The 26,405-nt window shown below is 49.8% G+C and carries 21 protein-coding genes; 9 read left to right on the top strand and 12 right to left on the bottom strand.

Annotation, left to right across the window (positions count from 1 at the left end):
- Nucleotides 1-164: 164 nt before the first annotated feature.
- The 10 genes from rhlB to nrdA all read right to left on the bottom strand — a co-directional run bounded on the left by rhlB (nt 165) and on the right by nrdA (nt 10,451).
- Complete coding sequence (gene rhlB / locus NX720_RS16210; RefSeq protein WP_262601594.1) at nt 165-1,367, bottom strand: ATP-dependent RNA helicase RhlB; 1,203 nt, start codon at nt 1,365-1,367, stop codon at nt 165-167.
- 437 nt (nt 1,368-1,804) lie between these two features.
- Nucleotides 1,805-2,125: a hypothetical protein gene (locus tag NX720_RS16205; RefSeq protein WP_262595905.1), complete on the bottom strand. Its 321-nt coding sequence runs from the start codon at nt 2,123-2,125 to the stop codon at nt 1,805-1,807.
- Nucleotides 2,126-2,216: 91 nt separating this feature from the next.
- Nucleotides 2,217-3,179 (bottom strand): DMT family transporter, encoded by a 963-nt coding sequence (locus NX720_RS16200; protein ID WP_262595902.1) that lies wholly within the window; start codon nt 3,177-3,179, stop codon nt 2,217-2,219.
- Nucleotides 3,180-3,290: 111 nt separating this feature from the next.
- The gene (gene pyrI / locus NX720_RS16195) at nt 3,291-3,746 is read right to left on the bottom strand and encodes an aspartate carbamoyltransferase regulatory subunit (protein WP_262595901.1); all 456 of its coding nucleotides are present in this window, start codon (nt 3,744-3,746) and stop codon (nt 3,291-3,293) included.
- A gap of 30 nt (nt 3,747-3,776) precedes the next feature.
- Nucleotides 3,777-4,697, bottom strand: a complete 921-nt coding sequence (gene pyrB, locus NX720_RS16190) for an aspartate carbamoyltransferase (protein WP_262595899.1) — start codon at nt 4,695-4,697, stop codon at nt 3,777-3,779.
- A 250-nt stretch (nt 4,698-4,947) separates the two neighbouring features.
- Nucleotides 4,948-5,775 carry a bile acid:sodium symporter family protein gene (locus tag NX720_RS16185; RefSeq protein WP_262595898.1) on the bottom strand — a complete coding sequence of 276 codons (828 nt, stop codon included), beginning with the start codon at nt 5,773-5,775 and terminating at the stop codon, nt 4,948-4,950.
- A gap of 325 nt (nt 5,776-6,100) precedes the next feature.
- Nucleotides 6,101-6,595: a hypothetical protein gene (locus NX720_RS16180; protein ID WP_262595896.1), complete on the bottom strand. Its 495-nt coding sequence runs from the start codon at nt 6,593-6,595 to the stop codon at nt 6,101-6,103.
- 55 nt (nt 6,596-6,650) lie between these two features.
- On the bottom strand, nt 6,651-6,932 hold the full coding sequence (yfaE, locus tag NX720_RS16175; protein WP_404831001.1) for a class I ribonucleotide reductase maintenance protein YfaE: 282 nt from the start codon (nt 6,930-6,932) through the stop codon (nt 6,651-6,653).
- Between the two features lie 58 nt (nt 6,933-6,990).
- Nucleotides 6,991-8,121: a class Ia ribonucleoside-diphosphate reductase subunit beta gene (nrdB, locus tag NX720_RS16170; protein ID WP_262595894.1), complete on the bottom strand. Its 1,131-nt coding sequence runs from the start codon at nt 8,119-8,121 to the stop codon at nt 6,991-6,993.
- Nucleotides 8,122-8,180: 59 nt separating this feature from the next.
- The gene (gene nrdA / locus NX720_RS16165) at nt 8,181-10,451 is read right to left on the bottom strand and encodes a class 1a ribonucleoside-diphosphate reductase subunit alpha (protein WP_262595893.1); all 2,271 of its coding nucleotides are present in this window, start codon (nt 10,449-10,451) and stop codon (nt 8,181-8,183) included.
- Between the two features lie 810 nt (nt 10,452-11,261).
- Here nrdA and NX720_RS16160 point away from each other — a divergent pair.
- The 3 genes from NX720_RS16160 to metE all read left to right on the top strand — a co-directional run bounded on the left by NX720_RS16160 (nt 11,262) and on the right by metE (nt 16,078).
- Nucleotides 11,262-11,975, top strand: coding sequence for a winged helix-turn-helix domain-containing protein (locus tag NX720_RS16160; protein WP_262595891.1), 714 nt, complete (start codon nt 11,262-11,264; stop codon nt 11,973-11,975).
- A gap of 59 nt (nt 11,976-12,034) precedes the next feature.
- Nucleotides 12,035-13,624: an ATP-binding protein gene (locus NX720_RS16155; RefSeq protein ID WP_262595888.1), complete on the top strand. Its 1,590-nt coding sequence runs from the start codon at nt 12,035-12,037 to the stop codon at nt 13,622-13,624.
- 162 nt (nt 13,625-13,786) lie between these two features.
- Nucleotides 13,787-16,078, top strand: coding sequence for a 5-methyltetrahydropteroyltriglutamate--homocysteine S-methyltransferase (metE, locus tag NX720_RS16150; protein WP_262595886.1), 2,292 nt, complete (start codon nt 13,787-13,789; stop codon nt 16,076-16,078).
- 52 nt (nt 16,079-16,130) lie between these two features.
- Here metE and NX720_RS16145 read toward each other — a convergent pair whose 3' ends face one another.
- Entirely contained in the window at nt 16,131-16,529 is a 399-nt protein-coding gene (locus NX720_RS16145; RefSeq protein WP_262595884.1) for a hypothetical protein, read from the bottom strand.
- Nucleotides 16,530-16,697: 168 nt separating this feature from the next.
- On the opposite strand from NX720_RS16145, the gene NX720_RS16140 reads away from it, so the two are divergent.
- The 3 genes from NX720_RS16140 to NX720_RS16130 all read left to right on the top strand — a co-directional run bounded on the left by NX720_RS16140 (nt 16,698) and on the right by NX720_RS16130 (nt 20,356).
- Entirely contained in the window at nt 16,698-17,969 is a 1,272-nt protein-coding gene (locus NX720_RS16140; RefSeq protein WP_262595882.1) for a pyridoxal phosphate-dependent aminotransferase, read from the top strand.
- A 692-nt stretch (nt 17,970-18,661) separates the two neighbouring features.
- A complete protein-coding gene (locus tag NX720_RS16135; RefSeq protein WP_262595880.1) occupies nt 18,662-20,005 on the top strand; it encodes a hypothetical protein in 1,344 nt (447 codons plus the stop codon).
- Between the two features lie 99 nt (nt 20,006-20,104).
- Entirely contained in the window at nt 20,105-20,356 is a 252-nt protein-coding gene (locus tag NX720_RS16130) for a hypothetical protein (RefSeq protein ID WP_262595879.1), read from the top strand.
- A 2,255-nt stretch (nt 20,357-22,611) separates the two neighbouring features.
- Here the strand turns inward: NX720_RS16130 and NX720_RS16125 are convergent.
- On the bottom strand, nt 22,612-24,798 hold the full coding sequence (locus NX720_RS16125; protein ID WP_262595877.1) for a hypothetical protein: 2,187 nt from the start codon (nt 24,796-24,798) through the stop codon (nt 22,612-22,614).
- Between the two features lie 72 nt (nt 24,799-24,870).
- Between NX720_RS16125 and NX720_RS16120 the strand changes: the two genes are divergently transcribed.
- The 3 genes from NX720_RS16120 to grxD all read left to right on the top strand — a co-directional run bounded on the left by NX720_RS16120 (nt 24,871) and on the right by grxD (nt 26,381).
- Complete coding sequence (locus tag NX720_RS16120) at nt 24,871-25,089, top strand: hypothetical protein (protein WP_262595875.1); 219 nt, start codon at nt 24,871-24,873, stop codon at nt 25,087-25,089.
- A gap of 49 nt (nt 25,090-25,138) precedes the next feature.
- On the top strand, nt 25,139-25,951 hold the full coding sequence (locus NX720_RS16115) for a M48 family metalloprotease (RefSeq protein ID WP_262595873.1): 813 nt from the start codon (nt 25,139-25,141) through the stop codon (nt 25,949-25,951).
- Nucleotides 25,952-26,054: 103 nt separating this feature from the next.
- Complete coding sequence (grxD, locus tag NX720_RS16110; RefSeq protein WP_262595872.1) at nt 26,055-26,381, top strand: Grx4 family monothiol glutaredoxin; 327 nt, start codon at nt 26,055-26,057, stop codon at nt 26,379-26,381.
- The last annotated feature ends 24 nt before the right edge of the window (nt 26,382-26,405 follow it).

Below are 26,405 nucleotides of genomic sequence, written 5' to 3'. Positions count from 1 at the left end.
TTTATTCCATTTCTTTTGGTTCTAGTATTTAAGAAATAAGCTTCTTTTGCTGCTATCTGAATGCCTTTCAAATGTTCACTATTTAACCTTTTTTTTATGACTGACTGATGACAGAGGCGGTTTTCCGGACAAAAAAATGACCGGATAAACCGGCCATTTGTGAACTATTTCAGCAATTCTTCAGGTGGGTATTCCATATTCAGCTTGGCACCCAGCATGTCTTCCAGATCAGGAATCAGGAAAGAGTCATCCTCGCAGGCAAAGCTGATGCTGGTGCCTGATGCACCGGCACGACCGGTTCGGCCAATGCGGTGTACATAATCTTCCGGGTCTTCGGGCAGGTAGTAATTCACCACATGGCTGATGCCTTTAATATGAATCCCGCGTCCTGCAACGTCGGTGGCGACCAGGACGTTGATTCTCCCGTTCTTGAAGTTGTCCAGGGTTTTAATGCGTTTCTTTTGAGGCACTTCGCCGGAGAGCTGGTCGGTTTTGAAGCCATCTTTCTGCAAGCGCTCGGTCAGGTGTCGGGTCTGGTCCCGGCGGTTGGTAAAGACAATGACACGATCCAGCTTGTCTTTCCTGATCAGGTTGGTCAGCAAAGCGTATTTCTGTTCGTTGGTAACAAGGTATAGCTTCTGATCCACGGTATCGGTGGCAACGCTTTCCGGTTCGATTTCAACCTTGACCGGCTTCCAGGTCCACTGTTCACCCAGTCGCAGGACTTCATCGGTAAAGGTGGCTGAGAACAGCAGGGTCTGGCGATCCCCCGGGCGCGGTGTCATACGCACGATACGACGTACCTGGGGGATAAAGCCCATATCCAGCATGCGGTCGGCTTCGTCGATAATCATGGTTTCGGTGAGGTCCAGATACAGGTCCTTGCGCTCACAGTAGTCCAGCAGTCGACCCGGTGTTGCCACCAGAATGTCGATGTAGTTGGCATTGATCTTCTGGCGTTGTTTGTCGTAATCCATACCGCCAACCACGGTGACTACGTGCAGTGGCAGGTGTTTGGTCAGGGCTTCAGCGTCTTTACCAATCTGCAGGGCCAGCTCCCGCGTCGGAGCAATGACTACTGCACGAGGCTCACCAATGTAACGGGTGTCCGGTGGTGGGATATCAATCAGCTGTTTGATGGTGCTGATCAGGAAAGCAGCCGTTTTGCCTGTACCGGTTTGTGCTTTGCCAATGGCATCACGTCCAGCCAGAGTGCTGCCCAGAACCTCGGCCTGAATCGGTGTGCAGTATTTGAAACCCAGCTCGTGAATACCCTGCATCAGGCCGTCTGGCAGGTCAAAGTCGTGGAAGCGGGTTTTGCCTTCTTCCGGTTCGACGGCAAACTGGCTGATGTCCCAGGCTGGCACTGGCTTTTTATGCGGCTGCCTGGAGTGGCTTCTACGGGGGTTGTTGGTGTGTTCCTGATGGCGCTTTTTTTTGCGGGAACCTGAGGGCTCAGAATTATGACTCTGAGGTTTTTTTCCACTGTTTCGAGCAGGTGCAGAACTCTGCTTTTGCCCGGACTCTGAAGCCGCCTTTTTTCTGCGGAAAATGCTTAGTAAACCACTCAATGCTTTGATCTCATTCCTTATCGATTTCCTGAACCTTATTAAATAAAAAGGTACAGGCTGAGCAGCTGCCGCCAGAGCTCCTGCCAGATGGTGTTGGCGGGTAATTAAGGGAACATGGTGCAGCGTGATGTCGCAGAGTGTAGATTGAGGTTCTGCGGCTAATTCCATCGATTTTAAGTTAAACAGGTCTGAAGAACCACTTTTGAGCCAATTGATCTTGTTTTTGACCGATCTTACCACTTTTCATGACGCTCTTCGTGGCGTGCTTCTTTTTCTTCTTCTTTATCCCCGGGTTTGCGCATATAAGTGCGTTCAGGCTGCTCTTTTTTACTGACTTTGCGCAGTTTTCGACGCCATTGACCTCTTTGAAGAACTTGCATCAAAGCCGGGTCAGGCATGGGCCGAACGGTAAAGTCTTTAAAATGAGCCGCAAAGAAGCTGGCCTCTTCGAAGGATTTCTGGGCTTTAGCAGAAGCGGTTTCGGGCGCAGGCGTTGTGCAACGGTCTGAACCGGAAATGATCTGTATAAGTGTTTGGACTGGACCACAATCCATACTGCCTATCCTCAGCCACCGAAGGCGGACTTATAACCTGAATTACTTAATTTTATGGTCAATTAGAAATTTCAGGTATTAGACATAGGTATCACTGATTGGTTCCAATGGCAGCCTTTTGTCGCGAATTAATAAGAAAAATGCCGAAAATAGTGATTAATGTGCCGATTGTGATGGATGCGTCTATTTCCTCGTTGAGGATAAACAGCGCTAGTATAATGGCACTGACCGGAATGAGATTAATGAAGGCTCCAGCCCGGACAACCCCTAAAGCCTGTATGCCCTGATAGTAGAGCAGAAAAGCACAGACGGTTCCGAATATCCCCATATACACGATGGCAATCCAGGTACTGGCATCCAATGAGCGAACCGTTTGAAAATCGGCTGTATACAAGGCAAGAGGCAGCAGCATCACCAGGCCGATGGCTGAGGCATAAGTGACTGAAACCAGCGGTGACAGGGAGTTGAGAATGTATTTGCCAATGACGGAGTAGCTTGCCCAGCAAATGGCGCAGATCACTATGGCAAGATCGCCGGAGCTGAAATCGATCAGGTTGCTCCAGCTGCCGTGAGAAGCCACAAGAACGGCGCCGGAGACTGACAGCCCTATACCGACCAGTTTGCGACAGGTGAGCTGATCACCCAGAAACAGAACAGACATCAGGGTAATGAACACCGGATTGCTGGCAACAATGACAGAGCTGCGACTGGAAGAGACGGTTTCCAGACCTATCAACAGGCACAGGTTGTAGCCCAGAACGCCCGTTAAGCCAAGAGCTGCCAACCCCATAAACTGGGAGCGAGTGGGAACCGGGATCTGTTTCTCTTTCCACAGCAGAATCAGCAGAAGCATAAGAGTAGCGATGGCAAAACGCAGGAATGCCGCTATCGCTGGCTCAACGTTGCCGGCAATGGTTTTTCCCGCAATAAATACGCCACCAAAGAAAAAACTCATGGCGGTCAGTTTTATGTGGGGAATGAACTGCTTTAAAGAGGAGAAATAATTCACATCCTGTCCGTACTGCTTATTAAAATCCAACGCACTATTAGACATGAAAAACTTCGGAAGGTTCGCAGGGCAGCTTTTTCATCCAGAAATATATGGCTGTTGGCTATTAGCTGTTAGCCAACAGCCAAAAGCCAAAAGCCAAAAGCCAAAAGCCGTTTACAATTCAGCGACAATATCCTTGCTAAAACTCTTTTCGCAGTATTTGCATTTAAGGCGAACATCGCCATTATGCTCACGCAAGTAGAAGTGAGTATCGACGGGTTCATTGTGAGTGATGCAGTTGGAGTTCGGACAGGTGAAAGCCCCCTGAAGACTCTCTGGCAAGGCCATTTTGAACTTGTCGACGACTTCATAATTGTCGATCACATTGATTGTCGCGGAGGGTGCAAACAATGCCAGCTGGTTCGCTTCCTGCTCAGTAAACTTCCGACTGGTGACCTTGATGATATCTTTGTGGCCCTGGTCTTTGCTGGGCAGGTTGAAGCCGACGGTAATGCTGGCATTGGAGTCCAGCAGTCGCAGGCGGTCCAGGATTTTAATGCCCTGTCCGGCAGGAATATGGTCGATTACGGTGCCCTGGCAAATCGCTTCAACCTGAAGTTTTTTTCTCATTGTCTTATCCTCAATTCGTTTCAATGCCGTTTACACAACTTCATTCAATACCAGCGCCAGCAGTGCCTGGCGGGCATAGACACCGTTTTCAGCCTGCTGGAAATAGTAGGCATAAGGCGTCTTGTCGACTTCAACAGCAATTTCATCCACCCGTGGCAGTGGGTGCAGAACTTTCAGGTTCTCTTTGGCGTCTTTCAGCGACTCCACATCCAGAATGTATTTGGAAGCGATGTGCTTGTATTCGGTTTCGTCAAAGCGCTCTTTCTGGACACGGGTCATATAGATGATGTCCACCTGCGGAGCCGTCTCTTCGATAGAGTCAGAAAAACGGTACTTAATGCCTTTTTCATCCAGCTCTTCCAGAATGTAATCGGGCATTGCCAGTGCTTTCGGCGCAATAAAGGTAAATTCCGCCCCAAAGTGGCACAGTGCCTGGGCCAGAGAGTGCACGGTGCGTCCGTACTTCAGGTCACCGACAAACGCGACTTTCAGGCCATCCAGTTTGCCCTGACATTCACGAATACTGAACAGGTCGAGCAGGGTCTGGGTTGGGTGCTGGTTAGAGCCGTCTCCGCCATTAATAACGGGTACGCTGGAAAACTCTGATGCCAGTCGGGCTGAGCCCTCCTGTGGGTGACGCATGACGAAGGCGTCGGTGTAAGAGCTGATGATGTTGACGGAGTCAGCCAGGGTCTCGCCTTTTTTGGCAGAGGTATTGCCTGCGTCGGAGAAGCCAATCAGGGTACCGCCCAGTCGCTGTACTGCGGTTTCAAAGGACAGGCGGGTGCGTGTAGATGCCTCAAAGAAGCAGCTGGCGATCACTTTGCCTTGCAACAGGTCAGGGCGCGGCGAGTTTTTCAGTTGTGCTGCAGTTTCCAGAACCAGTTCAAGGTCTTTCCGGTCAAAGTCAGCAATGGAAATGATATCTCTTTTGTAGAGTCGGTTTTCCATTAATAAACACCTGTCTGTGTGGGTTTTTAAACCAAAAAAAAGCCCCTTATAAAAGGGGCTTTTAAAAAACGGGAAATCGACGACGGTTGGCATAGGGAGTCGGAGCCAGTGCTTCACGCTTTACTGTGACTAACATAAACACGGGTTTTCTTAGCCTCGGAAGTAGCCGTTCGTCCTGCAAGCCGCTGATAAACAGCTTAGCAAATTGAACGACATTTTACGTATAAAAGCTGGCTGGTCAAGCCAATATTCAGTTTTTTTCTGTTTCTGCCGGTGGTTTTCCGGACCAGTAACTGGCCAGCCAGGCACCCAGTAAATTCTGGGTTACGCTGAATACGGCTCCGGGCAGGGCCGCCAGAACCGTGAAGTGCTTGAAAGCCAGGGCGACTGCCAGCCCTGTGTTTTGTGTACCAACTTCTATAGCAACAGTACGGGCGGTGGGCCTATCCATTCCACACAGCCTGGCAAAAAAGTACCCTGACACCAGCCCCAGGATGTTATGCAGAAGAACCGCCAGAACCACCGCGACAGAAACCGTGGCCAGCGTGTCTACATTCAGCGCAACCACCAGGGCAATGACGCAACTGATGGCGGCAACGGCAACAGAGGGCAGGCAGGGTTTAATACGACTGACCTGCCGTGGACAGAAATAATTAAGAAGCACTCCTACGACCACTGGAAGAATAATGATTTTCAGAATGCTGAGCAGCATACCGACCTTATCAACCTCAACTACGGTACTTAAGTACAAAGAACTCAGTAATGGCATCATGGCAACAGCCAGTAATGTTGACAGCGTTGTCATGCCGATCGACAGTGCAATCCGCCCTCCTGCCAGATAGGCAAGCACATTGGAGGCTGTCCCGCCGGGTGCAGTACCTACCAGTATCATTCCCACCAGCAGTTCCCGGGGAAGTGAGAAGTTCATGCTGATGATGTAGGCCAGAAGAGGCATCAGGATAAATTGCAGACAAACACCCATAACCAGCGGACGTACATCAGTTAACGCCTCGCGCAGGTCAGCTATCGTCAAGGTCAGCCCCATGGCAAGCATGATAATGGCTAAGAGGAGAGGCATGGTGGGTTTATAAGGGGCAATGGCAGAGCTGAAGTAATAGCCAGCGATCAGACCGCATAGCGCCCATAAAGGTAGTAATCTGGAAAACAGGATTATGATCCTCTTGGTTTCAGGTATTTTTGTTTTCGACAATATAGCAGGTTTATTGAAACCCTCTATGAGGCAGGCAACTCCCCGATTATTGAAGGGTTTCAGTGAATCGAAATTCAGGGTGGTTGCCAGCTAGCAGCCAATAATAGTTAATACGCCTGCTTACGTTTCTTTGCTATGACTGGGCAGAAGCCGGACGGTGAGCTTCATGCCATTTCAGTTGGAGGGGCGATAATTAAGGTAGCCATGAGCTGCCATCACAAAACAAGGCTTCGGGCAGTAATCGTTTCACATTGGGAGTGAGTTGCGTGAAACGTGATGCGGCGCTGGGGAGGTAATGCCCTGAAGCGTTGTTCCACATAATGAGTTCTCTGTGAAGAAAATCTAATACACCGGCATATAACACATCACCGCCCATAGAGATGGATGAGTGTCCGCCGATAGTCTGTTCTTCACTAAACTGCTCGTTTGTTACATCAGGCCCTATCATGACCTGTTGGGGGTGGTCAGCCAGAATGACGTACAAATAATAGCCATCAAAAAGTTCCGGCACGCTTATATTGATGTTATTCGGGAAAAAAGGAGCTGGCATCAGATAGTAACGCCTGCCAGTTTTCTCTAATAAAAAGACACTGTTAGCATTGCCCGGCGGATGTGGCTGACCATGCAGCTTTAATGCAGTTATTTGCCTCAATTTATGAAATCTTTCATCTACAGCAGGGGCGTACATAGCCACCTCCTTCTCGCACTTTTTTCTGACTCTATACTTCGCTTTCAAATGTATATTATTCAGTTTTCTTTAAATGACACCCTCCGGGAATCTCGATGGTCAGGTCGCTTTTGGCGTTGCAGCAACAGGGCAGAATTCTACCCTCTGGTATAAAGGCGATGGGTTCGCTGGTGTATTCCACCTCGCCTTCGAGCAGCTGTACCTGACAGCTGCCACAAAAGCCTTCACGACACTGGTAATCGACATTAACCTTCTGAGACTCCAGGGCTTCCAGCAGGTTCAGCTCACTTCTGGGAATAAAGCTGAACCCTTCCATAATCTTGATGATATTGGCCAACGGAAGTCTCCTGTCGTCTGTTAGTCGATTATGGCTATAGCGTTTCAGTAAGAGGACGCTACAGTGAAAAGTTACTGAAATCTTCCGACCCCACTTCGCTGTCTATCTGCCCCACCAGGTAAGAGCTGACTTCAACTTCCTGCGGCGCTACCTGCACATTGTCGCTGTTCAGCCAGCTGTTCATCCATGGCAGAGGGTTCTGGATCGGTGCAAAGGCCGGTTCCATGCCGATGGCGGCCATGCGCTGGTTGGTAATGTATTCCACGTACTGGCTGAGAATATCCTTGTTCAGGCCAATCATTGAACCGTCCTGGAACAGATATTCAGCCCACTCTTTTTCCTGCTTTGCGGCTTCAATAAATATCTCTCTGGCTTCGCTATGCAGTGACGTGGCGATATGAGCCATTTCCGGATCATCCTTACCTTCCGCCATAATCTGCAGCATGTGCTGGGTCCCCGTCAGGTGCAGGGCTTCATCACGGGCGATCAGTTTAATGATCTTGGCGTTGCCCTCCATGGTGGAACGTTCGGCAAAGGCAAAGCTGCAAGCGAAGCTGACATAGAAGCGAATGGCTTCCAGCACGTTGATGGACACCACCGTCAGGTAAAGTCGACGTTTCAGGTCGGTGATCGACACGTGGACTGTTTTGCCATTCACCTGGTGCTCACCTTCTCCCAGCACGTTGTACTGGTTGATGCCTTCAATCAGGTCGTCGTAATAACGGGTGATGTCGGAAGCCCGCTGAACAATAGCGCTGTTGGTGACAATATCATCGAATACGGCTGAAGGCTCCGGCAGGATATTGCGGATAATGTGGGTGTACGAACGCGAGTGGATGGTTTCGCTGAAAGCCCAGGTCTCAAGCCAGGTTTCCAGTTCTGGCAGGGAGACAATCGGCAACAGGGCGACATTGGGGGAGCGTCCCTGAATCGAGTCCAGCAGGGTTTGATACTTCAGGTTGCTCAGAAAAATATGCTTTTCATGTTCTGGCAGAGCTGCGAAATCGCTGCGGTCTGTTGACAGGTCCACCTCTTCAGGTCGCCAGAAAAACGATAACTGTTTTTCAATCAGCTTTTCGAAGACAGGGTGTTTTTGTACGTCGTAGCGGGAAACGTTAACATTGCGACCAAAAAACATGGGTTCTTCGGTGGCATTGAACAGTTCCTGGTTGAAAGTGGTGTAGCTCATAGTATTTGTGTCTATCCGGGTCGCCGCAGCGACCACGACTGGGTTGAGTTGAAGGGTTGTTAAATCTTGCAGGCTCCACCGGCACAACCGTCGTCGGCCTCTTCGTGGGAGTCCGCTGCGCCATCACGGGTGTTGTGGTAGTAAAGCGTTTTTACACCCAGTTTGTAGGCGGTTAACAGGTCTTTCAACAACAGTTTGACGGGCACCTTGCCACCTTCGAAACGAGCCGGGTCATAGTTGGTGTTGGCTGAAATAGTCTGATCCACAAACTTCTGCATAATAGCCACCAGTTGCAGATAACCGTCATTGCTTTCGATGTCCCAGAGCAGTTCGTAACGTCCACGGAGTTCTTCATAGTCCGGAACGACCTGCTTGAGAATCCCGTCTTTGCTGGCTTTTACGCTGACATAGCCTCGTGGGGGCTCTATACCATTGGTGGCATTACTGATCTGGGATGATGTTTCAGAGGGCATCAGGGCGGTCAGGGTGGAATTGCGCAGCCCGTATTCACGAATCTCGCTGCGCAGGGTTTCCCAGTCCAGGTGCAGAGGTTCCGGACAGACTGCGTTCAGATCCTGCTTGTAGGTATCGACAGGCAGGATGCCTTTGGCGTAAGTGGTTTCATGGAATTTGGTGCAGGTTCCCTGTTCCCTGGCTAACCGGTTGGAGGCTTTCAACAGATAATACTGGATCGCTTCAAAGGTTTTATGGGTCAGGCCATTGGCAGAACCGTCGGAGTAGCGCACATTGTTTTTTGCCAGATAGTTGGCAAAGTTGATCACTCCCACCCCCAATGGACGACGCCCCATGGTGGCGTTATAAGCGGCAGGTAGCGGGTAGTCCTGGTAGTCCAGCAGGCTGTCCAGTGCCCGCACCAGCAGGTCGGCCAGCGCTTCCAGTTCGTCCAGCTGATCCACCTTGCCAAGGTTGAAGGCGGCCAGGGTGCACAGGGCAATTTCACCTTCTTCATCCATAACATGTTGCAAGGGTTTGGTGGGCAGGGCAATTTCCAGGCAGAGGTTGCTCTGGCGTACAGGGGCTACGGCAGGATCAAAGGGGCTGTGAGTGTTGCAGTGGTCAACGTTCTGCAGATAGATGCGACCGGTACTGGCACGCTCTGAGGCAAACAGGGAGAACAGCTCAACGGCTTTCAGGGTCTTTTTGCGAATACGGTCGTCTTTTTCATACTGTTCATACAGGACTTCAAACTGTTCCTGGTCCTGGAAAAAGGCGTCGTAAAGACCGGGTACATCGCTGGGGGAGAACAGGGTGATATTGCCCCCCTGAATCAGGCGCTGGTACATCAGGCGGTTAAACTGAACGCCGTAGTCCAGGTGCCGTACACGGTTTTCTTCGACCCCGCGGTTGTTTTTCAGTACCAGCAGGTTTTCCACTTCGTAGTGCCAGAGCGGGTAAAACAGAGTGGCAGCTCCGCCCCTGACGCCGCCCTGGGAGCAGGATTTTACAGCAGTCTGAAAGTGCTTGTAGAAAGGGATGCAGCCGGTGTGAAAGGCTTCGCCGTTACGGATCGGGCTGCCAATGGCACGAATTCCTCCGGCGTTAATGCCAATGCCTGCCCGCTGGCTGACGTATTTTACAATGGCGCTGGAGGTGGCGTTGATGGAATCCAGAGAGTCGCCGCACTCAATCAGGACACAGGAACTGAACTGCCGTGTGGGGGTTCTGACCCCCGCCATGATCGGCGTCGGCAGAGACAGCTTGAAAGTAGACACCGCATCATAAAAACGACGAATGTAGTCAATTCGGGTTGCTTTTGGATAGCTGGAAAACAGGCAGGCTCCGATCAGCATATAGAGCATTTGCGGGCTTTCGTAGTAGGTGCCGGTGACACGGTTCTGAACCAGGTATTTGCCTTCCAGCTGTTTAACCGCTGCATAACTGAAGTTCATGTCGCGCTGATGATCTATGAAGCTGTCCATCTGGCTGAATTCAGCTTCACTGTAGTCTGTTAAGAGGTGAATGTCGTATTTTTTGGCTTCGCAAAGCTTCTGGACATGGCTGCACAGTGCCGGAGGCTCAAACTGACCGTAGGCTTTTTTACGGAGATGAAAAATCGCCAGCCTGGCTGCCAGGTACTGATAATCAGGTGCTTGCTCTGAGATCAGGTCAGCAGCCGATTTAATCAGGGTTTCATGGATATCCGTGGTCTGGATGGCGTCGTAGAACTGTATATGTGACTTCAGCTCTACTTCTGAGACAGAAACATTGTTTAATCCTTCAGCAGCCCAGGCGATCACCTTGTGAATCTTGTCCAGATCCAGCTGCTCCTTGTCGCCGTTTCGCTTGGTGACCAGGATATTTTTGTTCATTCAACCCTTACCTGTAAATCAATATATTGTGTTTTCGTTGTCGACACGAAGCCAGTCGACTGCATCTTTCTCAGGAGGCAGAAACCAGAAAGCTAATGGGAGATGCTGATTGTGTACTTATAACCCGGATCGATAAAAAATCAGGATCAACTGCAACATGTATCTTAGAAAGTAAGCCCTGACTGATGGTTATCCGAGAGCCTTTAAGCATTCTTCCCTGATATTTAGCATTCTTACAGCGCCATAATCTGTGCTTTTGGGTACTCGCAGTCAGCGGTACAGTCATAACATCTTGTGGGGTGCTGAACACGATGTATACAACATGTTGTGTACGTCTTGTTTATATACACAAGATAATGCGGTATTGGGATAAGTTCAAGTTGACAGTGTCGTGGAAATGCAGTGGATAACCTGTGAATTTATTTTCATGTTAGTGTTTGCAAACTGGCAGTTTATCTTTCTTATCGCACTCAAGCAGTATTCAACAGGTCGTAGTTGAGACCCAATTTTTTTTATAATAAAAAGAAATATAATATGGATTATAAATAAGAAAAATACTATTGATTTTTCCTAATTCCGACAGTTATGCGACTTTCACCAACCACAATATATAGTGTTTGAGATTTTAACGGATTTGCGCGGATTTTGCCGTGAAAAAAATGCCTTTGCCCTGAACTGTTTTTATCCATTGAGTGTCGAACGGGTAGTGATACTGGAATAAGCCGCCGCTGTAACTGCTTAAGAGGCAGGATTCTGGCGCGGGGGTGTAGTAGTATCTTGCACAATAATTCATACGCTGGAAATTTGGTTGTGGAAAATACAGAGACAGGTCGAATACTGATCGTTGAGGACGATGAGCGGCTGGCGACCCTGACCAGGGATTATCTTCAGAACAATGGCCTGCAGGTCACTGTGGAAGGCGATGGTGGCAAGGCGGTCGAACGTATTCTACAGGAACGCCCGGACCTGGTGGTGCTGGACCTGATGCTGCCCGGAGAGGATGGTATTTCCATCTGTCGCCGGGTTCGGGGACAGTATCACGGCCAGATTCTGATGCTGACGGCACGGGCTGAAGACCTTGACGAAGTTCTGGGGCTGGAAATGGGGGCTGACGACTATGTGGCCAAGCCGGTTCGTCCCAGGGTTTTGCTGGCTCGCATCCGGGCTTTGCTGCGCCGGGCGGTTGCACCGGTGGAAGAAGAACAGGAACAGGCCGTCAGTCGTCTGACATTTGGCCCGCTGGTTGTCGATAACGCTATGCGCGAAGCCTGGCTGAATCAGGCCAGTATTGAGCTGACCAGTGCCGAGTTCGACCTTTTGTGGCTACTCTGCTCCAATGCAGGGCGGGTTCTGAGCCGGGAAGAGATTTTTGCCCAGCTGCGTGGTATCGAATACGACGGTCAGGACCGGTCCATTGATGTTCGGGTATCCAGAATTCGTCCCAAAATTGGCGATGACCCGATGCATCCCCGCCTTATCAAAACAGTGCGCAGCAAAGGCTATCTGTTTGTAAAAAGTGATTGAGTCAGATGCCTGGCCGGGAATCGTGCCCGTCAGGCCCATGGCGCTAACAGGTTAGATTTGTGAGTAGTATTTTTCTCCGAATATATGGCGGGCTTCTTTTCACGCTGGTGCTGGTGGCTGTGCTGTCTGGCATCTCAGTGACGCTGATCAATGACCATCGTCTGGGTGAGTACCGGGAAGATATGGTTCGGGGCACGTTCCGGCTGGTGTCAGAGAGTCTGCAGGAATTGCCCGAGCAGGAACGTCAGGCGTGGCTGGATGAGTGGGCTTACCGCGTTGCTATTCCTTTCTCAGTCGTAACGGTTGATCAGTCCGGACTCAGTAAAAAAGCGTTGCAGCATATGGATCGTTCCGGTGTGTCTGTTCAGATGCTGGATAACAGTCGGGCGCTGGTATCTACCCGTCTTGATCAGAACCGGTTGCTGCAAGGCAGTGTGTTGAATATATCGGAGCAGATTATCAATGGCACACTGAGTTTGCTCCGGGAAAAGCTTCTTCGCTACGCACCCGCAGAACGGGAGCAGCGTTTGCAGGCGTTAGCCGTCGGCTCTTTCAGCTATCCGGTGCATCTGCTCAAGGAAGCCCAGGCCCGGTTGCTGCCGGTTCAGCAGGAGGAGTTGCGTCAGGGCAGTATGCTGATGCTGCTGGACGATGAGGGGCAGAGTATTTCCATGTATACCAGCCTGCCGGATACGGGCCAGTTGTTGCGGCTGGGGCCACTGAGGTTGCTGAACCCTTATCCCTTTAAGCTGATGATTTCCATCGGTCTGTTTGTGCTGACCTCCATCAGTCTGGCGATTTATATCCTGGTTCGTGGGATGGAGAAACGCCTGCGTCGGCTGGAGCGCGCTGCCACCCGTTTCAGCCGGGGTGATTTTGATGTACGGGTCTCTATTGGCGGAACCGATTCCATTGGCCGCCTTGCTTCTGCCTTCAATGCCATGGCGGGCTACATTCAGCGTTTACTGAGCCTGAAGAAGGAGATGATTCGCGGTGTTTCCCATGAACTGCGAACGCCGGTGGCGCGCCTGCGTTTTGGTCTGGATCTGATTGCTGACGCAGAAACCAGTGAGGAGCGCGAGAAGCAGCTGGAAGGTATGGATAAGGATATCGAAGAACTGGATAACCTGGTTGATGAATTTCTGACCTATGCCAATCTGGAGCAGGCTGCTCCGGAGATTCGTTATAAACGACACGATGTTGATAAAGTGGTAGCGCAGGTCGTCAGTGAATACGGGCGTCTGCAGGGCCGTGTGGACATTGAACATATTCCCTGCAATGTGCTGGATCCAAGACGTTTCGCAGACGTTGACCGACGCTATATCCATCGTGCTATTCAGAACCTGATTGGCAATGCCTGCCGCTACGCCGACAGCAAAGTGCAGGTAAGCTTTTCATCCACTCAGGAGACCTGCCGCGTCGATGTTGACGATGATGGGCCGGGCATTGCCGAGGAAGAGTGGGACCGGGTTTTCTCTGCTTTCAGTCGTCTTGACGACAGTCGTACCCGCAACACTGGCGGTTATGGTCTGGGGCTTTCCATTGTCCGCCGGATTATGTACTGGCATAACGGTCGGGCGATGGTCAGTCACAGCCCGATGGGTGGTGCCCGGTTCAGTCTGGTATGGCCCCGAAAGCAGCGGCGTTAGTTGTAAACGTTTTCTGTCGTTTAGTTGACCTGAAATTCAATTTGAAGCATTCTTCATTCTCTACCACACTCATTCACGTCTGTGAGTGAGCGTGACAGAGACGATCATGATCAGAATAAATCCAATAAACGTACAACAACATCACCTCCGAGGAGGGTGGCAATGGCGACTTCACATTGTGTTGGTTTTCCCAGAATTGGCAAATTTCGTGAGCTGAAAAAAGCAACAGAAGCATACTGGAGAGGTGATCTCGATCAGTCTGCCCTGATGGCTGAAGGCAAGCGTTTACGGTCAATGCACTGGCGAATGCAACAGGATGCCGGTATTGACTGGGTCGCTACGGGGGATTTTGCCTGGTACGACCAGATGTTGAACCATTCCATGATGCTGGGAGCGATTCCGCACAGGTTTGAAGGCAACATTGAAGGTCAGGCTGATAATCTTCTGGATACCCAGTTTCGGATGGCAAGAGGGCGTGCGCCCAGTGGTCAGGCAGCAGCGGCCTGTGAGATGACCAAGTGGTTTGATACCAACTATCACTATATTGTGCCTGAACTGCACCAGGGACAGACGTTCCGGTTGACCAGCCGGGCGGTGATAGAACAAACCATAGAAGCTCAGGAGCAGGGGTTTAATGCCAAGCCCGTGCTGATAGGACCATTAACCTGGTTATGGCTTGGCAAGGTTAAAGGAGAGCCCTTCGACCGGCTGGAGCTGCTTGATGAACTGGTGACGGTTTATGGGCAGGTGCTGGCGGAGCTGGCAGAAACCGGTGCTCAATGGGTGCAGATTGATGAGCCCATTCTGGCTCTGGATTTACCGCAACCGTGGTTGCAGGCATTTGAGAGTGTTTATAACAAGCTGCAAACACCTGCTATCAAGATCATGCTGGCGACCTACTTTGGTGGCTTGCAGGATGCAACGACTACTGTTGCTAATTTGCCGGTTGAAGGTTTGCATATCGATCTGGTTCGCGCACCTGAACAGTTACTCTCTGAGCTGGACCGGTTACCTGCTTATAAAACCCTGTCTGTCGGCGTGATTGATGGCAGAAACATCTGGCGTTCTGACCTTTCAGCGATTCTGGAACAGCTAAAACCAGCCCGTGAGAAGTTGGGTGAACGACTGTGGGTTTCTTCCAGCTGCTCATTGCTGCATGTTCCGGTTGATCTCGACTCGGAAGAACGGCTGGATGAAGAAACGAAATCCTGGCTTGCTTTTGCGGTACAGAAGTGTGAAGAAATTGCAGCACTGGGCAAGGCGCTGTCAGGTGATAACAGCGACAAAACCAGGGCGCTGGTAGCCTTGTCAGATACCGTCGCCTGTAGTCGCAGAGCGTCCCGAAGAATACACCGGGAAGAGGTTCAGCAAAAAACAGATGCCATTACTCCCGAACTGATGCAGCGACACTCTCCCTTTGCTCAAAGATATAGCCTGCAACGGGAAAAGCTGAAGTTGCCGCTGTTCCCTACCACCACGATCGGGTCTTTTCCCCAAACGAAAGAGATACGTCGGCAGCGTAGTCTTTATCGAAAACAGCAGCTGGACAGGCAGGAATATCTTGAGTCCATGCAGCAGGAAATACAGGCCACAATAAAACGACAGGAGGCGTTAGGCCTGGACGTTCTGGTTCATGGTGAAGCAGAGCGCAATGATATGGTCGAGTATTTTGGTGAGCAGCTGGATGGTTTTGCCTTTACTGAGTACGGCTGGGTGCAGAGTTACGGTAGCCGGTGCGTAAAGCCGCCCATTATTTATGGTGATATCAGCCGGCCTGCGCCAATGACCGTTGACTGGAGCGTATTTGCCCAGCAGCAGACCAGTAAGGTGATGAAAGGTATGCTCACGGGGCCGGTGACGATTCTTCGCTGGTCTTTCCCACGGGATGACGTTTCTCAAAAAACTTCCTGTGAGCAGCTGGCCCTGGCGCTGCGCGAAGAAGTGACGGACCTGGAGCAGGCAGGGATTGGCGTCATTCAGATTGACGAACCGGCGATCAGGGAAGGTCTGCCTCTGAGAAAGGCAGACTGGCCAGAGTACCTGGACTGGGCGGTGAACTGTTTCCGGCTGACAGCCGGTGGTGTGCAGGATGATACCCAGATTCATACCCACATGTGTTACAGCGAGTTCAATGACATCATTGAATACATCGCTGCCATGGATGCGGATGTGATCACCATTGAAACTTCCCGGTCCGACATGCAACTACTGGATGCTTTTGAGGAGTTTGAATATCCCAATGAAATTGGCCCGGGGGTTTATGATATTCATTCACCCAATGTGCCGGAGCGGGAATGGATGAAACAGTTGATTAAGAAAGCGGCTGAAAAGATTCCGCCTGAACGGTTGTGGGTGAACCCGGATTGTGGTCTGAAAACCCGTGACTGGCCGGAAGTGGAAGAAGCTCTGACCAATATGGTGCAGGTTGCCAGAGAGTTAAGAGCTGAATATTAACCCGTAGCCTCCGCCAGCGCTGCTGGCGGAGTGCTTTTAGCTGTGGGCTGTTCTACTTCTGGGGGAGCGGTCTGGCTTTGACCTTTAGTTCCACTTCCGGAGAGGGTTCTTTAAAGGTAAATCCGGCTTCCTCGTTATCAGGAGCCAGAATGCTGATATTTCTAACCGTGCGGGATATCATGGTGTCGATAAGCACTGTTTGTGCTTCCTCTCCCGGCATTACGGCATATTCCACTTTATAGGTGTGATTCATCACATCATCATGAAAATAGAGCTTTCTGGTTTTATAGCCTGGTAATTCGATACTTTGCTGCTGCAGCGGTCTGCCGTCAATCAGAAGATTGGTCTCCAGTTGATAATAAATCTCTTTAGTATCGGTTTTGGAAAGGCTTCCACAGGCTGATAGAAGCAATAACATTGGTAATAACAAAATTTTAAGATCTGATTTCATAGGTAGTTATTCTGATTCTGAAAGTTGGGAGTTATTGTAGCAAAGACCAGCAAAGTCGCAGTTCTTGTAAAAAAAATAGTTGTTCTCGCAAATCAATAGGGTGTTAAATCAATTAATACCTGCCTGAAGAGGCATTGCGTGTCACAGGGACGGGACAGAAAAATAACAATGATTAAAGTCGATCAGCTCAACAGGAATGTGCGAGGGTTGAAGCCATCAGCCACACTGCAAATCAACGAAGACAGTAATCGCCTGATTCAACAGGGACGGGATATCATTAAACTGGGGCTTGGGCAATCCCCGTTCCCGGTTCCGGAAGTGGTCGTCAGTGCGTTAAGGTTGCACGCCCATGAAAAAGATTATCTGCCTGTAAAAGGTCTTTATTCATTACGTGAAACGGTTGCCCGTTATTACCAGCGCCGGGATGGAATTCCAAGGCAGGCGGAAGATGTTCTGGTGGGACCTGGTTCCAAGGAATTAATTTTCAATTTGCAGATGGCTTGTGAAGGTGATCTCTTGATTCCTGCCCCTTCATGGGTTTCCTATGCCCCTCAGGCTCAGTTGTTAGGTCGCAAGGTTTTTCACTTGCCCACCAAACCGGAAAACCACTGGCGGCTTCAGGCGGATGAGCTGGATGCTTTCTGTCGGCAGGAACCTGAACGAACCCGCATTTTGATTCTGAATTACCCCAGTAACCCAACCGGTTGCAGTTATGATGCTGACAGTCTGAAGGCGTTAGCGGAGGTCGCTCGACAATACGGCATTATTGTGGTGGCCGATGAGATTTATGCGGAAACCACCTTTGCTGGCAATCATCAGTCAATGTCTGTGTATTATCCCGAAGGAACAGTCATCAGCAGTGGCCTCAGTAAATGGTGTGGTGCCGGAGGCTGGCGGCTGGGAGTGATGCTGCTGCCTGATACGTTGAGACCTTTGCAGGATGCCATGGCCATTATTGCCAGCGAAACCTTTACGTCTATCAGCGCACCGACCCAGTACGCAGCCTGTACGGCTTTTTCTGAGTCAGCCGCGCTGGATGCCTACCTGGTGGCAACCCGTGCAGTGTTAAAACGAATTTCGTCGTATATGGTCAAAAGGTTGCGGGCTGTCGGGCTGGAAATGGAGGAGCCGGTTGGTGGTTTTTATCTGCTGACCAGCTTTGCAGCCCTGCGATCAAAACTGGAACAGAAGGGGATTTTTTCATCGAAACAGCTCTGTGAGAAACTGCTTGAGGAGACCGGTGTCGCCTTATTGCCGGGTTCGGATTTTGGTTTAGACGACAGTCAGTTATACACTCGCATGGCATTTGTTGATTTTGATGGTGACAGGGCGCTGAATGCAATAAACGACAGTAGTCTTTCTGAAGAGGCGTTTGTTGAGGCGAATTGCCCAAAACTCGTGCAAGGCTGTCATCGAATCGAAAACTGGTTGAGCGATTAATAGACAATCATCTCTTATGCGTTCTGTCTCTTTGACCGGTCGAGACAGAACGCATTCCGCGCGTTATGGAGCAGCTTTTAATAGGTTTAGGGGCGCAGCATTCAATAACTTACCGGGCTGTTGGCTTTTGGCTATTAGCTGCTCGTACAGCCAAACGCCAACCGCCAACAGCCAACAGCCAACAGCCAACAGCCAACAGCGGTATATTATGTTATGCTGCTTCCCTTAGAGAATGTGATTTCTCAAGGAAAGACTGAGCTGACCCCTTTCGTTTAACAAAACAGGCTATAGCACCTATACCTGATGCGACAATGCGCTACTCCTATCCCTACCGCTTCCCCCGTCCACAGCCCTCCTGAGCTTTCCTTTGACCTGTTGCCTGATCATGGCTTGCAGAGGCTTGAGCTGAAGATGCTGTTTTACTGGTTGCCATGGTTAGGGTGAGCTTTTCATAAGGTTTGTCAATGTGCTGGCTGTGGTGGGGGATAAGGGGTCAAGCCCGACAGGTGTCAGTTTGTTTTGCGAGCTGCTTCCATTGCGTTTAGAAGGTGAATGCCTGACGGCTGAGGCTGTTGTAACAACGGGGCTACTAATAAGGGAAACTGTGGAAATGAGTCTGGGGAGTGCTGTGGATTGAGAGATAGACGGTGATTTAGACGGCGGTGTAGTAGACGACGGCATTGCAGGCGAGGATGGACTTATTGCGCTGGATGACGGCATTGCAGGCGAGGATGGTGTTATTGCGCTGGACGACGGCATCGCAGGCGAGGATGGTGTTATTGCGCTGGACGACGGCATCGCAGGCGAGGATGGTGTTATTGCGCTGGACGACGGCATTGCAGGCGAGGATGGACTTATTGCGCTGGATGACGGCATTGCAGGCGAGGATGGTGTTATTGCGCTGGATGACGGCATCGCAGGCGAGGATGGTGTTATTGCGCTGGATGACGGCATTGCAGGCGAGGATGGTGTTATTGCGCTGGACGACGGCATTGCAGGCGAGGATGGTGTTATTGCGCTGGATGACGGCATCGCAGGCGAGGATGGTGTTATTGCGCTGGACGACGGCATCGCAGGCGAGGATGGTGTTATTGCGCTGGATGACGGCATTGCAGGCGAGGATGGTGTTATTGCGCTGGATGACGGCATTGCAGGCGAGGATGGACTTATTGCGCTGGATGACGGCATTGCAGGCGAGGATGGTGTTATTGCGCTGGATGACGGCATTGCAGGCGAGGATGGTGTTATTGCGCTGGATGACGGCATCGCAGGCGAGGATGGTGTTATTGCGCTGGATGACGGCATTGCAGGCGAGGATGGTGTTATTGCGCTGGACGACGGCATTGCAGGCGAGGATGGTGTTATTGCGCTGGATGACGGCATTGCAGGCGAGGGTGGTGTTATTGCGCTGGATGACGGCATTGCAGGCGAGGATGGACTTATTGCGCTGGATGACGGCATCGCAGGCGAGGATGGTGTTATTGCGCTGGACGACGGCATCGCAGGCGAGGATGGACTTATTGCGCTGGATGACGGCATTGCAGGCGAGGATGGTGTTATTGCGCTGGATGACGGCATTGCAGGCGAGGATGGACTTATTGCGCTGGATGACGGCATTGCAGGCGAGGATGGTGTTATTGCGCTGGATGACGGCATTGCAGGCGAGGATGGTGTTATTGCGCTGGATGACGGCATCGCAGGCGAGGATGGTGTTATTGCGCTGGATGACGGCATTGCAGGCGAGGATGGTGTTATTGCGCTGGACGACGGCATTGCAGGCGAGGATGGTGTTATTGCGCTGGATGACGGCATTGCAGGCGAGGGTGGTGTTATTGCGCTGGATGACGGCATTGCAGGCGAGGGTGGTGTTATTGCGCTGGATGACGGCATTGCAGGCGAGGATGGTGTTATTGCGCTGGACGACGGCATTGCAGGCGAGGATGGTGTTATTGCGCTGGATGACGGCATCGCAGGCGAGGATGGACTTATTGCGCTGGATGACGGCATCGCAGGCGAGGATGGACTTATTGCGCTAGATGACGGCATTGCAGGCGAGGATGGTGTTATTGCGCTGGATGACGGCATTGCAGAAGAGGATGGTGTTATTGCGCTAGACGACGGCATCGCAGGCGAGGATGGTGTTATTGCGCTGGATGACGGCATTGCAGGCGAAGACGGTGTTATTGCGCTGGATGACGGCATTGCAGGCGAGGATGGACTTATTGCGCTGGATGACGGCATTGCAGGCGAGGATGGTGTTATTGCGCTGGATGACGGCATTGCAGGCGAGGATGGTGTTATTGCGCTGGACGACGGCATCGCAGGCGAGGATGGACTTATTGCGCTGGATGACGGCATTGCAGGCGAGGATGGCGTTATTGCGCTAGACGACGGCATTGCAGGCGAGGATGGCGTTATTGCGCTAGACGACGGCATTGCAGGCGAGGATGGTGTTATTGCGCTGGACGACGGCATTGTAGACGACGATGAACTAATTGTACTGGACAACGGTGTCGTAGAAGGCGATGAGGTCATGGTGCTGGATGGTTGTGTGGTAGGTGGGCAGCTGGTTTCTCCATCAGAGAATACAAACCCTCCGATGACTCTGGCATTTTTCAGTCCACCGCAAGGGTTGTTATTCCCTGGTTTAAACTGGTTGTTTTTGTCTCCGGAAAGCTCCAGGGGCACTGTCAGTTCGTTTCGTCGATCAATAGACGCCTCACTGCCCATAAGTTTATTCCACTTCAGGGTAAGCTTTTGATTCCCGGACGTCGACAACGCTATCTTGAAGCCTTCTATGGTATTGTCTACAAGATTTATTACAGGTGGTTTTTTCCAGTGCGCACTGGTTTGTTGGGGGCCGTCAATACTGATTCCTATAGTGGCTGCTGAACTGGTTGCGACCATTTGGTTGTCTGCTATTGTGGCTTTAACATGCTCCGGAAGTGTTAAATCCAGAGCTTGAGAAAAGGTTCCGGTTAATTGGTTATTGTTGAATGCCAGAGCCCGGGCAGGCAGTTTTCCAGAGGTATCCTGAAAGTTGACGTTAATATCGACGGCTTTTTTCACTTCCCCGCTTAAGCAGGCGTATATCTCATTATCTGAAAAATCAACCACTGTTCTATTGTTAAATAAACTTGAGTCTACTTCTTGTGAGTCCTCAGTGAGGGATATCTGAACCGCAGGTTCGCTTAGTTGAAAGAACTGATTCCGGTAGACTGTCACCAGGTTGCCTGTCTCAGGAGTATTATTTGAATTCAGGCTAACCTCTCCTGCAAGGCTCCCGGTATGGAATCTATCAGATGGAAAATCGTAGCGATCGGACCACGTTTGTGAATTTGAGTAGCAGTATCTTATCCGCATATATCCTTTAAAACTATTAGTCTGGGTTGAAACTGTTGTTATACCAGTAACTAAAGTTCCAGCGCCGTTAAAGTAAATTAGCTCGCCCTTTTGGTGGGGGACACCTTTGGCTTTATAATCGTATCCTGGGCGGCATACTTGCTTGATGTCTATTATTCGCTTTAAACCAACATAGTAGCCTTTTGCCAGCGAAGCCGTGTGTTTGTAAACTGGAACTCCTATTAACTTCTGACCTGCTTGTAGTTGTACCTTATCCTCCGCATAAAACTCTTCTTGCCAGTCCTTGGGTAATATGGATTCCTGCCCTTCTCTTCCTGCCACTACATATTTTTTTGAAGCGCAGTTTTCTCCATCATGTATGGGTTCCGATTTTATGCCTGGCCCCACAAGAATAAAGGCGGTATTTTTAATGGCTTCCTGTGTTTTGTCAGCATTATATTGGCTTATTATTTCACCGAGATCAGTATCTTTACGTGGTGTTATAATGACGCAGCGATCGATAGTCTGAGGTGATTTTGCTTTGATCTGTTCAAGCGTCTCAACGATAGCATCGAACATTTTTGTCTTTGTTAGAAGGTGCGCGTCTTCAACTTTATTTGAGCAAAAACTGTACAGTTTGTTCTTGTCGCATACTGGTATGGCGTGAGAATAGGAGCTGATTATTAGAATGAAATGGAGCAGGTATTGATAATATTTCATAATGATTTTTCTATACGTCAATTGTTGCATAGTAATGATCTTTAATATTTTTATTCCGGAACGGAAGCACTGAATATGATCTGGCTTCTGTCAATGAACAATGTAAAGCCTTATTCAGTAACGATTTTCTGCACAGAAGTAACGTGGAAAGAACCAAATAAAAATAGTTATCATTTAGGTTTGCGTCAAATGATCGTTTCTTCCAATATGACCCTAAATAAGCCCTGTAAATTCCGGACGTTAAATGCTGACAGCCCCAAAGGTGGGAGCATGATACTTCTGGCAGGCTCCAGGTTCCCTTCTATCAGCGCTCCAACCCAGTATGCAGCCTCTACGGCTTTTTCAGAGTCAGGCGCACTGCCTGCCTGGTGGCAATCCGTGCAGTGTTAAAACAAATTTCGTCGTATATGGTCAAAAGGTTGCGGGCTGTCGGGCTGAAAATGGAGGAACCGGTTGGAGGAGACCAGTGTCGTCTTATTGCCGGGTTCGGATTTTGGAAAACTGATTGAGTCATTAATCGACAATCATCTCTTATACGTTCTGTCTCTTTGACAGGTCGAGACAGAACGCATTCCGCGTGTTATAGATCAGGATTTAATAGCTTTAGAGAATGTGATTCCTCAAGGGAGGACTGAGCTGACATCTTTCGTTTAACAAAACAGGCTATAGCACCTATACCTAATACGACAATGACGGTTACCGCTACTCCTATCCCTACTTCTTCCCCCGTCTTCAGCCGTCTTGAGCTTTCCTTTGACCTGTTGCCCGATGACTGATCATGGCTTGCAGAGGCTTCAGCTGAAGATACTGTTTTGCTGGTTACCCTGGTATAGGGTGAGCTTTTCATAAGGTTTGTCAGTGTGCTGGCCGTGGGGGCGGGTAAGGGGTTAAACCTTACAGGTGACAGTTTTTTTTCTTGCGAGCTGCTTCCATTGCGTTTAGAAGGTGAATGCCTGACGGCTGAGGTTGTTGTAACAACGGGGCTACTAATAAGGGAAACTGTGGAAATGAGTCTGGGGAGTGCTGTGGATTGAGAGATAGACGGTGATTTAGGCGGCGGTGTAGTAGACGACGGCATTGCAGAAGAGGATGGTGTTATTGCGCTGGATGACGGCATTGCAGAAGAGGATGGTGTTATTGCGCTGGACGACGGCATTGTAGACGACGATGAACTAATTGTACTGGACAACGGTGTCGTAGAAGGCGATGAGGTCATGGTGCTGGATGGTTGTGTGGTAGGTGGGCAGCTGGTTTCTCCATCAGAGAATACAAACCCTCCGATGACTCTGGCATTTTTCAGTCCACCGCAAGGATTGTTATTCCCTGGTTTAAACTGGTTGTTTTTGTCTCCGGAAAGCTCCAGGGGCACTGTCAGTTCGTTTCGTCGATCAATAGACGCCTCACTGCCCATAAGGTTATTCCACTTCAGGATAAGCTTTTGATTCCCGGACGGAGACAACGCTATCTTGAAGCCTTCTATGGTATTGTCTACAAGACTTATTACAGGTGGTTTTTTCCAGTGCGCACTGGTTTGTTGGGGGCCGTCAATACTGATTCCTATGGTGGCTGCTGAACTGGTTGCGACCATTTGGTTGTCTGCTATTGTGGCTTTAACATGCTCCGGAAGTGTTAAATCCAGAGCTTGAGAAAAGGTTCCGGTTAATTGGTTATTGTTGAATGCCAGAGCCCGGGCAGGCAGTTTTCCAGAGGTATCCTGAAAGTTGACGTTAATATCGACGGCTTTTTTCACTTCCCCGCTTAAGCAGGCGTATATCTCATTATCTGAAAAATCAACCACTGTTCTATTGTTAAATAAACTTGAGTCTACTTCTTGTGAGTCCTCAGTGAGGGATATCTGAACCGCAGGTTCCCTTAGTTGAAAGAACTGATTCCGGTAGACTGTCACCAGGTTGCCTGTCTCAGGAGTATTATTTGAATTCAGGCTAACCTCTCCTGCAAGGCTCCCGGTATGGAATCTATCAGATGGAAAATCGTAGCGATCGGACCACGTTTGTGAATTTGAGCGGTAGCAGTGTCTTAGCCGCATATATCCTTTAAAACTATTAGTCTGGGTTGAAACTGTTGTTATACCAGTAACTAAAGTTCCAGCGCCGTTAAAGTAAATCAGCTCGCCCTTTTGTTGGGGGACACCTTTGGCTCTATAATCGTATCCTAGGCGGCATACTTGCTTGATGTCTATTATTCGCTTTAAACCAACATAGTAGCCTTCTGCCAGCGAAGCCGTGTGTTTGTAAACTGGAACTCCTATTAACTTCTGACCTGCTTGTAGTTGTACCTTATCCTTCGCATAAAACTCTTCTTGCCAGTCCTTGGGTAATATGGATTCCTGCCCTTCTCCTCCTGCCACTACATAGTTTTTTGAAGCGCAGTTTTCTCCATCATGTATGGGTTCCGATTTTATGCCTGGCCCCACAAGAATAAAGGCGGTATTTTTAATGGCTTCCTGTGTTTTGTCAGCATTATATTGGCTTATTATTTCACTGAGATCAGTATCTTTACGTGGTGTTATAATGACGCAGCGGTCGATAGTCTGAGGTGATTTTGCTGTGATCTGTTCAAGCGTCTCAACGATAGCATCGACCATTTCGGCCTTTGTTAGAAGGTGCGCGTCTTCAACTTTATTTGAGCAAAAACTGTACAGTTTGTTTTTGTCGCATACTGGTATGGCGTGAGAATAGGAGCTGGTTATTAGAATGAAATAGAGCAGGTATTGAAAATATTTCATAATGATTTTTCTATACGTCAATTGTTGCATAGTAATGATCTTTAATATTTTTATTCCGGAACGGAAGCACTGAATATGATCAGGCTTCTGTCAATGAACAATGTAAAGCCTTATTCAGTAACGATTTTCTGCACAGAAGCAACGTGGAAAGAACCAAATAAAAATAGTTATCATTTAGGTTTGCGTCAAATGATCGTTTCTTCCAATATGACCCCAAATAAGCCCTGTAAATTCCGGACGTTAAATGATGACAGCCGCGAAAGCGGGAATACTGTTTTTGGAGGGTTACCATCTGCATGGGAATGGCGGTAAGCTTGTAAATTCTGGTTTGCTACTTCCCTTATTGCTGTTTGGAAAATTAATGATGAAGACATTTTTCAGGGCGGTTGCTGTGGGAGCCGCAATAACGCTGGCCGGGTGCCAGTCTGTTTCTACGACCTCATCCGGCACCATTGGTGTTCAGAGACAGCAGCAAATGGTGACCATGCTTTCTGAAAGAGAAGTGAATCAGATGGCTGCCGAGGCTTACCGTAAAGCGCTGGCAAAAGGAAAGAAGGACGGTACGCTTAACCAGAATCATAAACAGCTGAAACAACTGCGGGCGATTGCCGACCGGCTGGTGAAGCAGGTGGGGGTGTTTCGGATGGATGCCCTGCACTGGGACTGGGAAGTTAATCTGCTAACCAGTCAACAGCTGAACGCTTACTGTATGCCGGGAGGTAAGATTATGTTTTACACCGGCATTCTGGATGAATTAAAGCTGACTGATGATGAGATTGCCGCGATTATGGGGCATGAAATGGCTCATGCCCTGCGTGAACACGGTCGGGAAGCCATGTCCCATGCCTATGTGCAGCAACTGGGGTTCAGTGCGGCTGCCGCCTTGCTGGGAGCAGGCCGGAGCGTGATGCAGATGGCTGATGTCGTGGTGAATTACGGTATGACTCTGCCAAACAGCAGAACCAATGAAGTGGAGGCAGACCTGATTGGCCTGGAACTGATGGCAAGGGCTGGCTATGACCCCCATGCAGCGGTGACGCTCTGGGAAAAAATGTCAGGGGCGGGTGGCGGTAGCCCGCCCGAGTTTATGAGTACTCATCCCGCACACAACACGCGAATCTCTGGCTTACGTGTCAATATTCCCAAGGTGCAGCACCTGGGAGAGGAAGACTAATCGGCCTGAAGCTTACTTTAATGTTGCATAACTCAGTGTCCGTCGGGTTATACCTTTGCTATGATGCTCCAGACTTATTTCTATTAAAATACAGGCTGTTCTAATGGCATTTGAACTCGAAGACTTTCAGGAACAAATCAAAACTCACAACATTCTGCTTTATATGAAGGGCTCCCCTAAACTGCCTCAGTGCGGCTTTTCGTCCAAGGCTGTTCAGTTACTGATGGCCTGTGGTGAACAGTTTGCTTTTGTAGACGTTCTGGCAAACCCTGAAATTCGCGCTAACCTGCCAAAATACGCTAACTGGCCAACCTTCCCTCAGTTGTGGGTAGGTGGTGAACTGGTTGGCGGCTGTGACATTCTGATTGATATGTATAACAGTGGCGACCTGCAGAAACTGATTTCCGAGGCGGCTGGCAAAAGCGAATAATCTTTACAGACCGCTCCGGGGTTG

The sequence above is a fragment of the Endozoicomonas euniceicola genome (assembly GCF_025562755.1).
GTDB classification, from domain to species: Bacteria; Pseudomonadota; Gammaproteobacteria; order Pseudomonadales; family Endozoicomonadaceae; genus Endozoicomonas_A; species Endozoicomonas_A euniceicola.
The sequence above is the reverse complement of the archived record's forward strand: the minus strand, read 5'-3'. Positions and strand labels throughout refer to the sequence as shown.